The sequence below is a fragment of the Amycolatopsis sp. CA-161197 genome (assembly GCF_050942255.1).
Taxonomy (GTDB): Bacteria; Actinomycetota; Actinomycetes; order Mycobacteriales; family Pseudonocardiaceae; genus Amycolatopsis.
In genome coordinates, this window is the sequence record NZ_CP192059.1 from 1074817 (window position 1) to 1087976 (window position 13160).

Genomic DNA, 13160 nt, shown 5'->3' on the forward strand with positions numbered 1-13160 from the left:
CATGTCGAGTGACCCCCTTTTGCCGCGGCCTACGCTAGACGCGACGTTGCGTCTTGTCTAGAAGCGGATTAGGCTCGCCGAGGTGGGAAACACCACCGCACCGGACACGCGCCGGCACCACGGGAACCGCTACGGCCGCAGCGAGGACGCACGCCGCGCCGTACTGGAGGCCGCCGACGACCTGCTGGTGGAACACGGCTTCGCCGGGCTCACGATCGAGCGCATCGCGGCCGCCGCGGGCGTGGCGAAGCAGACGATCTACCGCTGGTGGCCGTCCAAAGTGGACATCCTGCTGGACGCGCTGGGCGACGACCTCGCCGAAGAGCTCGTGCCGCCCGACCACGGCGACCTGCGCCGCGACCTGCGGGAGCACCTCGCGGCCGTCGCGACCTTCCTGACCACGGCCGACGCCGGCGCCGTGTTCCGCGCGCTGATCGGCCAGGCGCAGCACGACCCGGAGCTGGCCGCGCGGCTGCGCGCGGAGCAGATCCACGGGCAGCACGAACGCGACCGGCTGCCGTTCGAGCGCGCGGTCGCCCGCGGCGAACTCCCGGCCGACACGGAGCTCGACAGCCTGGTGGAGCAGGCCATCGGGCCCGTCCACTACCGCGTGCTGGTCACCGGCGCGCCCGTCACGCGCGAGTTCACCGACGCGCTGGCCGACCGCGTGGTGAACGCCTGCGCCGGCATCTGACACACCGCCCCAATGCGGCTTCGGTTGCGCTCAACGCACCGAACGCCGCATTGGGTGCGCTCGGCGCACCGAACGCCGCATTGGGGTGTTTGACGTGCTTGGGTCAGCGGGGCAGGGCGGAGGCGCGCCAAGCGCCGTCGCCCGGTGCGGGCGAAGTGCCGAGCCGGGTCGCGCGGTCGTTCCACCACGACGTTCGCCGCCGAGGCGCGGGTGAGCCACCCGAAGCCGCCGCCACCGCCGCGACGACGGCGGTGAGGGCGGCTAGTTCGGCGTCGTCCGGGTTGCCGCGGACGACGCGGAGCAGGGGGCGATCGCTCACGGGAGACCTCACAGGGGGATGTTGCCGTGCTTCTTGGGAGGCAGCGTTTCGCGCTTGGTCTTCAGCAGCGCCAACGCCTTCGTGATGTGGCCGCGCGTGTGCGCCGGAACGATCACCGAGTCGACGTACCCGCGTTCGGCGGCGGCGTACGGGTTCAGCAGCGTGTCCTCGTACTCCTGGATCAGCTCGGCGCGCAGCGCGTCCACGTCGCGGCCCTCGGCCGCGGCGGCCGCGAGCGTCTTGCGGTGCACGATGTTCGCCGCGCCCTGCGCGCCCATCACCGCGACCTGCGCGGTCGGCCAGGCCAGGTTGACGTCGGCGCCGAGGTGCTTGGAGCCCATCACGTCGTACGCGCCGCCGTAGGCCTTGCGCGTGATCACCGTGACCAGCGGGACCGTGGCCTCCGCGTACGCGTAGATCAGCTTCGCGCCGCGGCGGATGATGCCGTTCCACTCCTGGTCGGTGCCGGGCAGGAAGCCGGGCACGTCGACGAACGTGAGCACGGGGATGTTGAACGCGTCGCACGTGCGCACGAACCGCGCGGCCTTCTCCGACGCCGCGATGTCGAGGCAGCCGGCGAACTGCGTCGGCTGGTTCGCGACCACACCCACGCTCTGCCCGTCGACGCGGCCGAAGCCCACGAGAATGTTGGGCGCGAAGAGCTCGTGGACCTCGAGGAATTCGCCGTCGTCGAGCACGCGGGTGACGACCTCGTGCATGTCGTACGGCGTGTTCGGCGAGTCGGGGATGATCGTGTCGAGCTCGCGGTCGGTGTCGGTCACGTCGTCGAAGAACCCGGCAGGCTCACCCGGCTCGAAGGCCGGCGGCTCGGACAGGTTGTTCTGCGGCAGGTACGACAGCAGTTCCTTGACGTAGGCGATCGCGTCCTCGTCGTCGGAGCCCAGGTAGTGCGCGACGCCCGACTTGGTGTTGTGCGTGCGCGCGCCGCCGAGCTCCTCGAAGGTCACGTCCTCGCCCGTCACGGTCTTCACGACGTCCGGGCCGGTGATGAACATCTGCGACGTCTCGTCGACCATCACCACGAAGTCGGTGAGCGCGGGGGAGTAGACGTGGCCGCCGGCGTTGGCGCCCATGATCAGCGAGATCTGCGGGATCACGCCCGACGCGTGGGTGTTGCGGCGGAAGATCTCGGCGTAGAGGCCGAGGGAGACCACGCCTTCCTGGATGCGCGCGCCGCCGCCCTCGTTCATGCCGATGATCGGGCAACCGGTCTTGATCGCGAGGTCCATGACCTTCACGATCTTCTCGCCGTACACCTCGCCGAGCGCGCCGCCGAAGACCGTGACGTCCTGGGAGAACACGCACACGGGCCGCCCGTTGACGGTGCCGTAGCCCGAGACCACGCCGTCGCCGTACGGGCGGTTCTTCTCCAGCCCGAAGTTCGTGGAGCGGTGGCGCGCCAGCTCGTCGAGCTCGACGAACGACCCCTCGTCGAGCAGCAGGTCGATGCGCTCGCGGGCCGTCTTCTTGCCCTTGGCGTGCTGCTTTTCGATGGCGCGCTCGGATCCGGCGTGCACGGCCTCGTCGTAGCGGCGGTAGAGGTCCGCGAGCTTGCCGGCCGTGGTGTGGATGTCCGGTTCTTCCTCGGGCGGAGTCCCGAGCGGCTGCGTCGCACTGCTCATGAAGCGGAGCTTAGCTACCGCCAGGTCGCTTCGCGTGTGGCGTACGCCTCCCCGGGCATAGGCTGGCGGCGTGCTTCCCGTCCGCCCGCTCGGGCCCGCCGACCTGTCCGCCTGCCTCGACCTCGGAGCCGACCGCGACTGGCCGCGGGAGCACCGCAAGTGGTCGATCCTGCTCGACGTCGGGCGCGGTTTCGGCATCGACGCGCCCGACGGCGGGCTCGCCGCCACCTCGATCCTGGTCGAGACGGGGCCGGTCGCGTCGATCTCGATGGTCGTGGTCGCCGCCCGCTACGCACGCCAGGGCCTGGGCGGCCGCGTGACGTCCGAGGCCGTCGCGGCCGCCGGCGACGCCACGGTGTTCCTGCACGCGAGCGACTTCGGGCTGCGGCTGTACGAGTGCCTCGGCTTCGTGGCCGACGGCGGCTGCGAAGGCCACCTCGGACTGCTCGCCGACGACGGCGGCCCGGCTTCGCGGCCGATCACGCCGTCCGACGTGGCCCGGGTGTACTCGCTCGACGCCGACGCGCAGGGCTTCTCGCGAGAAGCGCTGCTGGACCGGCTGCTGTTCGAGGCCGAGCACGTCCACGTGACGGACGACGGGTTCGCGTTCGGCACCGTGCTGGACGGCGTGACGGTGATCGGCCCGGTGGTCGCTCCGGACGAGGAGCAGGCGCGCGCGTTGATCCGCGGCATTGCCCGTGCGGCCGGGGGCCGGATCCGCGTCGACGTGGACCTCGCCCACCCGGGTCTCTCCGGCTGGTGCCGCGCGTCCGGTCTGCTGCCGATCGGCCCGGCTCCACGCCTGGTCCACGGTGGCCGGCCGCTGCCGGGTGACGCGGCGCGGCGGTTCGCGCCGTACAACCGCGCGCTGGGCTGAGCTCACCGCGCCAGCCAGGACGCCTCGGGTGGTGGCGATGTGGTGCATGTTCGTCTCGCCCCATTCGCCGAGGGTGAGGAGCGCGGTGTTGAGCGCCTGGCCGCGCTCCTCAGGCACGCCAGGCGAAGCCCGTGCCACGGCGAAGTGGGCTTCGCAGTACGGCGAAGGCGTGACCCCGGAGTGGTTCACGCCGCCGGCGACGGGCGACTACCGCACGGAAGTGTCCTGTGTGGACATCAACGCACGGGGGCTGGCGCACCTCCTCGAGACTTCACGGGGCCTCGACGCGCGAGTGCCGGCGGCGGGTGCGTGAGCTGTTCGGCCAGGCGGTCGTGAAGGGGCACGGCAAGCACGGCGTCGCCAGCGTGATCGAGGTGATCGAGCAGCCGTCAGCCCAGGTGCGCATCCAGGCCTGAGCGTCCGGGTGCCACCTCGGGTCGAAGCACCAGGTCACGGCCGTAGTCGCCGCCGTTCTGGTGGCGGAACGGGAGAGGCTCCGTGCACGCGAGATCACGCAACCGCGAACGCAGCCCGGAGACGGCCGCGGCGAAGGCGCACGGCGTCATCCGGTCCGCGTCGTACACGGCGAAGGGTGGCAGCACCGACATGCCGGTGTAGAAGAGCGTGCCGTGCTGCAGCCCGAACAGCAGGTCCGGCAATGGACCGTTCACGCCACGCGGGCCGAGCGCCGGGGCGGGCGAGCCGGTGGTGACGACGACCAGCGCGCGTTTGCCGGCCAGTGCGCCTTCGCCGTAGCGGAGGGTGCGGCCGTCTTCGCTGCGGACGTCGTAGGCGTAGCCCTTCACGAAGACGCGGTCGAACCAGCCTTTCAGCATGGCGGGCGTGCCGTACCACCAGAGCGGGAACTGGAAGACCACGGCATCGGCCCAGGTCAGCTTGGCCTGTTCGGCCCGGACGTCGGCCGGGACCGCGGCGATCTCCTCGACGACCGGGTTCCACTTCATGGCGTACAGGTCCGACTCGCGCACGTCGTGGCCGAGGGCGCGCAGCGTCGCCAGGCCCTCGTCGCGCAGCGCGCCACCGAGGGAGTGCGGGTCGGGGTGGGCGAAGAGCCAGAGGACGTTCATGCCGCCAGGGTCGCTCGCGGGCCGGACCGGAAAAAGTGGCCCGATGGACAACCTGTGCAAGAATCGGGCCATGTCCGTTTTCCGGCACCCTGACAGGCACCACGTGGCGGTGCTCGTGCGCCACGGCATGCTCGTGATGGAGCTCGGCATCGTGCACCGCCTGTTCGGCCAGGCGCGCTCGGCCGAGGGCGAGCCGCTGTACGAGGTGGTCACGTGCACGCCCGAGCCCGGCGACGTCCGCACCGACTCCGACGTGGTCATCCCCGTCGCGGTGGGGCGGGAGGCGATCGCCGAGGCCGACACGGTGGTGATCCCGGCGTCGTCGCTCGAGTACGAGCCCACCGGCCGCGAGTACCCGCCGGCGCTGGCCGCCGCCATCGACCGCATCCGCCCCGACGCGCGTATCGCGTCGATCTGCACCGGCGCCTTCGTGCTCGCCGCCGCGGGCCTGCTCGACGGCCGCCGCGCGACGACGCACTGGCGTTCGGCGTGCGAGTTCCAGCTGGAGTACCCGCGGGTGAAACTCAACCCCGACGTCCTCTACACCGAAGATGGCAACGTCTTCACCTCCGCCGGCGTCGCGTCCGGCATCGACCTCTGCCTGCACCTGATCCGGCGCGACTTCGGCGCGGCGGTGGCCAACGAGGTCGCGCGCGGCACCGTCGTCTCACCGCACCGCGAGGGTGGGCAGGCGCAGTTCATCCGCCGCCCGGTGCCCGAGCCGCAGACCGCGTCGACGGGCGCCGCGCGGGCGTGGGCGCTGGAGCACCTCGGCCGGCCGCTGACGCTGCGCGACCTGGCGGCGAAGGAGGCGATGAGCGTGCGGACGTTCACGCGGCGCTTCCGCGAGGAGGTCGGGATCTCGGCGTTGCAGTGGCTCACGCAGCAGCGCGTGGAACGCGCACGGCAGCTGCTGGAGGAGACGGACTTGCCGATCGACCGCATCGCGACCGACTGCGGCTTCGGCACGGCGGCTTCGCTGCGCCAGCACCTGCAGAGCGCGCTCGGGGTGTCGCCCAGCGCCTACCGGAGCACGTTCCGCCGCACCGCGTGAATCGGCGGTCCGTGGGGCACCCTTCGCCCGGGCCACCCCACGGACCGACCCCCAGAATCCGCCGAAGACGGTGGGAGGGTCGTCTTCGCTGCGACCCATTTTCCGGGCGGAATGGGAGTGTTCGGTACCAACCTGACCAGGTCTTACAGAATCTGACAGCGTCAGGGGACGACGGTCACCAGCACGTACACCGGACGCTTCGTCGTGAAGAACTCCGTGCCCGCCGCGTCGACCATCTTCCAGCCGATCCAGCAACGGCCCGGTGCGTCCGACGCGGTCACCGGCACGCTGATCATCACGTGCTCGCCGGGCGCGGTGTCGCCGATCAGCACGCGGTCGGGCGTGCGGCAGGTGCCCGGCGCGGGCGGCAGGTCCATGCGCTGCAGGTAGCGCTCGTGCCAGCGCACCGAACCCGCGTTCTCGAGCTCCCACACCTTCTGCACGGTCACGCCGACGTGCACCGCCGTGCCATCGGGCACCGTCACGTCGGCGATGAACTTGGTGTTGTCGCCCGGGATGCGGGCGCTCGGGTCGCCCGCCGGGGTGCCCAGCTTGCCGGGGATGACGAACGCGGCCACGGCCGCCAGCACGGCGACCACGGCAGCGCCGACGACCAGCGCGTTCCGGCGGGTCGAGCGCTTGCGCGGCGGCGGGGCGAGGCGGACGCCTTCGACACCCGGCTCGACAGCATCCGATTCAGCAGCATCCGATTCAGCAGGACCTGCCTCGGCCCCGCTGAGCTGGGCCTCGTTGACCTGGGCCACCGCGACGGGTTCCGGCACCGGCGGCACGCCCTTGAGCTCCACCCACCGCGCCCGCCACGGCTCTTCGTCCGCGCCACACGCCTTCACGAACTCCCGTGTGGTCTCCCACGACGGGAACCGCGTGCCCTTCACCGCCTCGTGCAAGGTGGTGTGGGAGATGCAGCCGGAACGTTCGGCCATCTTGCGGAACGACGGGTTGCCGGCGCTCGCGCGCAGCGCGGCCAGCTCCGCGGCGAGCACGTCGGCCGGGTCCGGCTCCGCGCTCATCGGTCTCCCTGGGTGTCAGATCCGCTCTTCCGGACAAGTCTGACACCCGGCGGGGCCTCGCCGGCGCCCGGGGAACGGTCAGCCCAGCGCGGCCGGCGACTCCGCGTCGGGCACCAGCACGCGCGGCACGCCACTGCCGTCGGCCGGCACCGTCCAGACGTCCGAGTGCTGCGTGCCACGCGGGATGGCGTACGCGACGGAGCGGTCGTCGAGCCACGCCGCCTGGTCGTCGACGCTGCGGGTCTCGGCCAACGGCGTCACGTGGCCCGAGGCGAGATCGAGCACCGAGAGGCGCCAGCCCTTCGCCGGGTCGTCGTCGATGGCCGACTTGAACGCGATGCGCGTGCTGTCCGGCGACAGCGAGGGGCACTCCACGTTCTCCCGGATCGACACGATCGTGTGCGCTCGGAAGTCGCCGCGGACCAGGTAGCGGTGACCGGCGGTGGACATCGTGGCGTAGAAGGTGTGGTCGTCGCGGGTGAACGTGACGCCCCAGAAGTTGAGGTCCACGGCCTGGTACGGCTTGCCGTTCAGCGTCACCGCGAAGTCCTCCAGCGTCGGCGCCAGCTCGCCCGTGCGCGTGTCGAGGATGCCGGCGCGGGTGGAGAACACGCCGCCGTTGTAGGAGTCGCCGGTGACGAACACCGTCCACGCCACCAGGTTGCCGCTCGGCGAGACACGCGCGCGGTTGGGCAGGCCGACCAGCGGGATCTCCCGCTTCGACGTGAGCCCGGAGTCGAGCACGGCCAGCTGGTACGTGGTCAGGTCGCCGTCCTGGCGCAGGCACAGGCCGGTGCCTGCGGCGGCGTACACGCGGGCGCAGGTCACGGGCGACACCGCGCGCGGGCCGCCCGGATCCGCCGCCGACACCGTGACGACGTGGCCGCGCGAAGCGTCGGCCGTGCTGCGCACCAGCAGCCGCGGGCCGGGAGCCAGGGACACCGTGCCGGTGGCCGCGACGTCGCGGTTGCGCGCCGCCGCCATCCCGACGTACACCGCCGCCGCGGCGACCAGCACCACGACGCCGGCCACCGCCACCAAGATCCGCGTTTTCATCGCGCCTTCCGAAGGAGTCCGAACGTCACCACGATCGCGAGCACGGCCGCGCCCGCCGCCACGGCCATCGACGGCCCGATGCCCCACACCTGCCACGCCAGCCCGAACAGCGCGGACGAGACGAAGTACGCCACGGCCTGGCCGGTCTGGATGAGCGAGATGCCCGTGGTGCGCAGGGCTTCCGGTAGGACCGGTCCCGCCAGCGCCATCAGCACACCGTCGGTGGCCGCGTAGAACGCGCCGTAGAGCGCGAGCGACAGCACCACCAGCGGCCAGCCCGACACGGGCCCGGCCAGCAGCAGGTAGACCACGACCAGCGCGCTGTATCCGCAGAGCACCACCGGCAGCCGCCCGAACCGGTCGGCCAGCGAGCCCAGCGGCGCGGCCAGCACGAGGTAGGCGAGGTTCGTGCCCACGGCCAGCAGCGGGAACCAGCCCGTGCCGATGTCCTCACGGCGTTGCAGCAGCAGGTAGACGAAGCCGTCGCCGATGGTCGCCGTGCCGAGCACGCACGCGGCGATCAGCAGCCGCCGCACGGACGCCGACTTCAGCAACGCGGCCGCCGCACGCGGGGACACCGTGCCGGTGGCCGGGCGCGGCGTGCGGTGGTCCCGCACGAAGAGGATCAGCAGCAGCACGCCGATCGCCGCGATGCAGAAGCTGGTGACGAACACCGCGTCGAACGCGTCGGTGCTCGAAGCGCCGACCAGCGCGAGCACACCCAGCGCCACGAGCGGTCCGGCGAACGCACCGGCGCTGTCCATCGCGCGGTGCACGCCGAACGCCCGCCCGAGCATGTCCTGCGGCGCCGACAAGGTGATCAGCGCGTCGCGCGGGGCCGTGCGCAGGCCCTTTCCAGTGCGGTCCGCGGTGATCACCGCGCCGATCGCGCCCGCTGACGCGCCGGCGGCGACGAGCCCCAGCTTCGCGAGGGCCGAGATCGCGTAGCCGATCCCGGCGATGGTCTTGCGCCGGCTCACGCGGTCGGCGAGGTAGCCGCCGACGAGCCGCAGCAGCGCCGTCGCGCCGGTGTAGAGGCCGTCGACGAGGCCGTAGATCGCGGGGCTCAGGTGCAAGCTGAGGACGAGGTAGATGGGCAGCACCGCCGTGACCATCTCCGAGGAGATGTCCGTGACGAGGCTGACGGTGCCGAGCGCGAGCACGTTCGCGGCGATCTTCCCCTTGGAGACCTTGTGCTCACTGCGGCCGATGGTGGAGAGGTACACGGACGCGCCCTTCTGGAGCCGCGGGCGCGCCCACTGTGTCTACAGTGGACGCGCCCGCGGAGGGATCACTGCCAGACGTCGAGGATCGGCGACTTGCTCGCCGCGCCCGCGATCCCCGGCAGGCCGTAGGAGGCCTCGATGGTGCGCAGGACCGTGTAGTGGTTGATGGATTCGGAGTAGCTGCCCGGCTTCACGTGGGCGCCGACGAACGTGGTGTAGATCTGGTTGACCGAGGTGCCGCTGTCCTCGTCGAACGTGACGATCAGCAGGCTGTTGTGCGTCTTGGCCCACTGCGCGTACGAGTCGAGGTGGCTCTTCAGCCAGGTGTCACCGGTGCCGATCGAGCAGTCGTGCATGTCGCTGCACATGTTCGGCGTCACGAAGGAGACCGTGGGCAGCTGCGTGTAGTCGGTGGGGAAGCTGGAGTAGCGGACGTTGCTGGCCGCCGGGACGTTCGAGAAGTCCACCCAGCTGTTGTGCTTGCGCTGGTAGTTGCCGCTGACGCAGCCGGTGTAGCCGTCGGACGGCATGGACTCCGAGTAGCCCTTGAACGTCTTGCCGGCGCCGATCAGCTGCTGGCCGAGGTTGGCCTTGCTGCCGAGGTTGGCGGGGCAGGAGTCGCTCGTGACGCCCTGGGTGGCGCCGGAGAACAGGGCGACGTAGTTGGGCTGGCTCGGGTGGGTGATCGCGAAGGAGCTGGTGAACTTCGCGCCCTGGCTGGCCAGGGAAGTGAAGTACGGGGCGGCCGACGAGGTGATGGACGAGGCCTTCTTGTTCTCGAACATCACCAGCACGATGTGGTCGAACGCCGGCACGGCCGCGGCGGCGGGCGCCACGTCCGGTTCGCCGGTGTTCGTGACGGCTGCCGTCACCACGCCGGCCGCGGCCAGCGTCGTCGCGGCGAGCGCGGCCACGATCCGCTTGCGGATCATGAGTCCTCCTGGGTCGGGGGGAAGGGCGACTCATGATGGGGACGCCAGCGGGCCGGGGCGTGCCCGGTTGGGGTCCGGGGCGTGGTCGGAAAATGAACAACAAGGGTGTGGAGTAGCGCATTCGTCCGCTTGGCGCGGTCTGTGGCCGGTTCAGACGGTGGCGACCAGGAAGTCCTCTCCGGTGGACGGCCGCAAGCCGTCCGCGCGGCCGGCGAAGTACCGCTCGGCCAGGGCGGTTCCGGAGACGTGGCGGACGTCGGCGAACCCCGCGTCGCGGGCCGTTGCCAGCACCTCGTCGGGCCGGTAGAAGCTGACGAACGGGGTGCCGGCGGCCTTCGCGCCGTCTTGGCTGGCCCGCAGGCCCGGGCGGTCGGTGGTGTCGAGCAGGTCCTGGGGCAGCAGGAAGGTCATGGCCAGCGTCGTGCCTTTCGCCAGGCCGGCGACGGCGCGCAGGGTTTCCGCGGTGGTGGCCTTCGACAGGTACATGCTCACACCCGTGGACGCGAACACCGCGGGTTGTGCCGGGTCGAAGCCGGCGGCCGTCAGCTCGGCGGGCCACGACTGGCCGGATTCGAAGTCGACGGGCACCAACGTCGGCAGCGGGTAGCCGAGAGCCAGCAGGCGCTCGCGTTTCCAGGCCTGGGTGCCGGGTTGGTCGATCTCGAAGACGGTGGTCTTCCCGGGCTGACGCTGGGCGAACGAGTCGAGGCCGGCGCCGAGGATCACGTACTGGCTCGCGTTTCGTTCCAGCACCAGCTCTTCGACGAACCGAGCGCGCGCGACCATGCTCGCCCGGAACCCTCGGGTGGTCATGGGATCCATGTCCGGGCGCCGGCGCCAGCCCTCGTCGGGCGCCGCGAGCTCCAGGCCGACGCGGTCTTGGAACACGTGTGGTGCGGCGTCCACTTCGAGGTGCAGGGCGCGCCACAACGCGGTGCGCAGCGCAGTGTTGTCCACACTCATGCCTGCAGTGTCCACAAGCGACCGTCGGGGTCGCGCACGGTCATCTCTTCCGTGCCGTAGTGGGTGGTTTCGTACGGGGTCACGACCTCGACGTCCGGGCCTGGTTCGGCGGCGCCGGGTGCCTTGAGTACGAGCCGCGTGCGGGTCTCCTGCGTTTCCGGCACCTCGGCGATGAACACGGACGGCCCCTGCTTGCCGTGGAACTGTCCCGAGTGGTGGTCGGTCTCGAACTCCAGCTCGAACCCCAGCGACTGGAAGAACTTCGCGGCCTTGCCCCAGTTGTGCGTTTCGAGGAACACGGCCTCGATGCCTTCGGTGGTCATTCGCTCTCCTCCTCGAGGTATTCGCGCAGCGCTTCCGCGACCAGCGCGGACAGCGACGAGCCCGTCTCGATGGCGCGGATCTTCACCTGCTTGATCAGGCTGACCGGCAGGTACACGTTGAACTGCTTCACGTCCTCGTCGCCCACCTCCTGAAGCTAGCATGCTAGCAAGCTAGCCCGCAACGGTTCGCCGCCAGTCCGACGGGCTGACGCCACGGGCGCGCTTGAACGCGACGCTGAACGCGAACGCGTCGGTGTACCCGGTCTCTCGGGCAACGTGGGCGATGGGTTTTTCCGTGTCCCGCAACAGATCCGCGGCCAGCGTCATGCGCCAGCCGGTGAGGTAGGTCAGCGGCGGCTCGCCGACGAGCGTCGCGAACCGGGCGGCGAACGCGGCCCTCGACAAGCCGACCTTGGCGGCCAGCTCGGCGACCGTCCACCGGCGCGCGGGATCGCCGTGCAACAGGCGCAGCGCTTCGCCGACGCTCGGGTCGGCCAGCGCGCGGTACCACGACGGCGGGGTCGGCGACTCGGCGCACCAGGCCCGCAACGCCTGGACCAGCACCAGATCCAGCAGCCGGTTGAGCACGGCGTCCTGGCCCGGTTCGTCGCGGGAGACCTCGGCGGCGAGTAGATCGAGCGTCGCGCCGGTGCGGGGTCCCGCCCGCACCACGGCCAGCTCCGGCAGGAGGGCGAGGAGCCGGTCGCTGACCTCGCCGTGGAGCTCGTACGCGGCGCGAAGCATCACCGGCGCGCCGGGCAGCCCGTCTCCGTATGTGCGCGGGGCGAGGAACCAGTGCTCCGTCGTGGGTTCGCCGCTGGGCAGGTACTTGCGGTTGCCGCGGATCGTGACCTGCTCGGCCGTGCCCGGGTCGTCGGCGATCGTGTAGTCGCGGCTGGTGACCAGCGCGATGTCCCCGGCTTCGAGGCGCACGGGCTCGCCGCCGGCCCGGATCGACGCGCGGCCGCCGAGCGTGGCCATCACGGTGAGCGCGGGCGCGTCCGCGTACGAGACCGACCACGGCGGGCGCTGGACCAGCCGGCGCACCAGTGCGGTCCTCGCGCGGGCGCGGTGCAGGAGGTCGGTGAGCACGTCCATGACCTCGACGGTAGACGATCGCAAAGGAATCCTGGACTGTCGACCATGGATGGTCTGGCTGCGGCGGGGTTGGCTGGTCACCATGACCAAGTCGCTAGTCGTGTTCGGAGCCGGCCCGGGAGTCGGCCGCGCCATCGCCCGCCGCTACGGGAAGGCGGGTTACGACGTCGTCCTCATCGCCCGCCGCCGGGCTCCGCTGGAGGAGTTCGCCGCCGTGCTGGCGGCCGACGGCACCACCGCCCACGTGCTCACCGCTGATCTGTCCGAAACCACTTCGATCCCCGCTCTCGCCACGCAGATCCGCGCCCTCGTCGGAGACCCCGACGTCGTCTACTACGCGCCCTCACCCGGCGACCCGGACTTCACCTCCGCAGCGGCGCTCACCTCGGCCCGGCTGCACGCGTTGCTGCCACTGGCCCTCGACGCCCTGATCGCCGTCGTCGCGGAGTTCCTGCCCGCCATGCTCGCGCGCGGCGACGGCGCGATCCTCACCGCGCAGGGCGCCGCCGCCGTCAAGGGCCGGCCCCACATGAGCGGCTGGGGGCCGCTCTTGGCCGCGCAGCGCAACTACCTCCAGTCGCTGGCCGCGGAGGTCGCCGACCAGGGTGTGACCGTCGGCCAGCTCCACATCGGCGCGCGCATCACCGGCACGCCGTTCGACGATCACTACCGCGCTTCGGGCCGGCCGGAGGCTGCTTTCCCGGCCGCCGATCCGGCCGACCTGGCGGAGTTGTTGTGGACCATGCACGCCGACCGCAAACCGCGGGAGCTGCTGGTCCCGTCGGACTGGTGACGCGGTTCCGGTCGCCGTAACTCGGTTGAGCGCCGTCGTACGGTGATCGGTACCAGGGGAACT

16 protein-coding genes are annotated in these 13160 nt (G+C 71.4%); 5 read left to right on the forward strand and 11 right to left on the reverse strand.

The window, feature by feature from the left end; all coding sequences use genetic code 11:
• Positions 1 to 82 precede the first annotated feature (82 nt).
• Positions 83 to 694 (forward strand): TetR/AcrR family transcriptional regulator, encoded by a 612-nt coding sequence (locus ACQPXB_RS05340; protein WP_285970429.1) that lies wholly within the window; start codon positions 83 to 85, stop codon positions 692 to 694.
• A gap of 103 nt (positions 695 to 797) precedes the next feature.
• On the opposite strand, the gene ACQPXB_RS05345 is transcribed toward ACQPXB_RS05340, so the two are convergent.
• Positions 798 to 1013: an acyl-CoA carboxylase subunit epsilon gene (locus tag ACQPXB_RS05345; RefSeq protein WP_366575421.1), complete on the reverse strand. Its 216-nt coding sequence runs from the start codon at positions 1011 to 1013 to the stop codon at positions 798 to 800.
• Positions 1014 to 1021: 8 nt separating this feature from the next.
• Entirely contained in the window at positions 1022 to 2656 is a 1635-nt protein-coding gene (locus ACQPXB_RS05350; protein ID WP_220246313.1) for an acyl-CoA carboxylase subunit beta, read from the reverse strand.
• Between the two features lie 70 nt (positions 2657 to 2726).
• Between ACQPXB_RS05350 and ACQPXB_RS05355 the strand changes: the two genes are divergently transcribed.
• On the forward strand, positions 2727 to 3533 hold the full coding sequence (locus tag ACQPXB_RS05355) for a GNAT family N-acetyltransferase (protein ID WP_432849823.1): 807 nt from the start codon (positions 2727 to 2729) through the stop codon (positions 3531 to 3533).
• A gap of 88 nt (positions 3534 to 3621) precedes the next feature.
• The gene (locus ACQPXB_RS05360) at positions 3622 to 3846 is read left to right on the forward strand and encodes a hypothetical protein (protein ID WP_432849825.1); all 225 of its coding nucleotides are present in this window, start codon (positions 3622 to 3624) and stop codon (positions 3844 to 3846) included.
• A 76-nt stretch (positions 3847 to 3922) separates the two neighbouring features.
• Here the strand turns inward: ACQPXB_RS05360 and ACQPXB_RS05365 are convergent, their stop codons facing one another.
• Positions 3923 to 4621, reverse strand: a complete 699-nt coding sequence (locus tag ACQPXB_RS05365; RefSeq protein WP_432849827.1) for an NAD(P)H-dependent oxidoreductase — start codon at positions 4619 to 4621, stop codon at positions 3923 to 3925.
• Positions 4622 to 4691: 70 nt separating this feature from the next.
• Here ACQPXB_RS05365 and ACQPXB_RS05370 point away from each other — a divergent pair, with 70 nt between their 5' ends.
• A complete protein-coding gene (locus tag ACQPXB_RS05370) occupies positions 4692 to 5675 on the forward strand; it encodes a GlxA family transcriptional regulator (protein ID WP_366575413.1) in 984 nt (327 codons plus the stop codon).
• A gap of 161 nt (positions 5676 to 5836) precedes the next feature.
• Here the strand turns inward: ACQPXB_RS05370 and ACQPXB_RS05375 are convergent, their stop codons facing one another.
• The 8 genes from ACQPXB_RS05375 to ACQPXB_RS05410 form a co-directional block, all read right to left on the reverse strand.
• Positions 5837 to 6706 (reverse strand): NBR1-Ig-like domain-containing protein, encoded by an 870-nt coding sequence (locus tag ACQPXB_RS05375; RefSeq protein WP_432849830.1) that lies wholly within the window; start codon positions 6704 to 6706, stop codon positions 5837 to 5839.
• A 78-nt stretch (positions 6707 to 6784) separates the two neighbouring features.
• The gene (locus ACQPXB_RS05380) at positions 6785 to 7762 is read right to left on the reverse strand and encodes a TolB family protein (protein ID WP_366575409.1); all 978 of its coding nucleotides are present in this window, start codon (positions 7760 to 7762) and stop codon (positions 6785 to 6787) included.
• Positions 7759 to 8988, reverse strand: coding sequence for an MFS transporter (locus ACQPXB_RS05385; protein WP_432849832.1), 1230 nt, complete (start codon positions 8986 to 8988; stop codon positions 7759 to 7761). Before ACQPXB_RS05385 ends, ACQPXB_RS05380 begins: the two co-directional genes overlap by 4 nt.
• 65 nt (positions 8989 to 9053) lie before the next feature.
• Positions 9054 to 9920: an alkaline phosphatase family protein gene (locus ACQPXB_RS05390; protein ID WP_432849835.1), complete on the reverse strand. Its 867-nt coding sequence runs from the start codon at positions 9918 to 9920 to the stop codon at positions 9054 to 9056.
• Positions 9921 to 10070: 150 nt separating this feature from the next.
• Positions 10071 to 10883 carry a class I SAM-dependent methyltransferase gene (locus ACQPXB_RS05395; RefSeq protein ID WP_432849837.1) on the reverse strand — a complete coding sequence of 271 codons (813 nt, stop codon included), beginning with the start codon at positions 10881 to 10883 and terminating at the stop codon, positions 10071 to 10073.
• On the reverse strand, positions 10880 to 11206 hold the full coding sequence (locus tag ACQPXB_RS05400) for a VOC family protein (RefSeq protein ID WP_432849839.1): 327 nt from the start codon (positions 11204 to 11206) through the stop codon (positions 10880 to 10882). The genes ACQPXB_RS05395 and ACQPXB_RS05400 overlap by 4 nt, the downstream gene beginning before the upstream one ends.
• On the reverse strand, positions 11203 to 11352 hold the full coding sequence (locus ACQPXB_RS05405) for a CopG family transcriptional regulator (protein ID WP_366575401.1): 150 nt from the start codon (positions 11350 to 11352) through the stop codon (positions 11203 to 11205). The genes ACQPXB_RS05400 and ACQPXB_RS05405 overlap by 4 nt, the downstream gene beginning before the upstream one ends.
• 25 nt (positions 11353 to 11377) lie before the next feature.
• Positions 11378 to 12304: an AraC family transcriptional regulator gene (locus ACQPXB_RS05410; RefSeq protein ID WP_432849842.1), complete on the reverse strand. Its 927-nt coding sequence runs from the start codon at positions 12302 to 12304 to the stop codon at positions 11378 to 11380.
• 82 nt (positions 12305 to 12386) lie between these two features.
• On the opposite strand from ACQPXB_RS05410, the gene ACQPXB_RS05415 reads away from it, so the two are divergent.
• On the forward strand, positions 12387 to 13097 hold the full coding sequence (locus ACQPXB_RS05415) for an SDR family NAD(P)-dependent oxidoreductase (protein WP_432849844.1): 711 nt from the start codon (positions 12387 to 12389) through the stop codon (positions 13095 to 13097).
• The last annotated feature ends 63 nt before the right edge of the window (positions 13098 to 13160 follow it).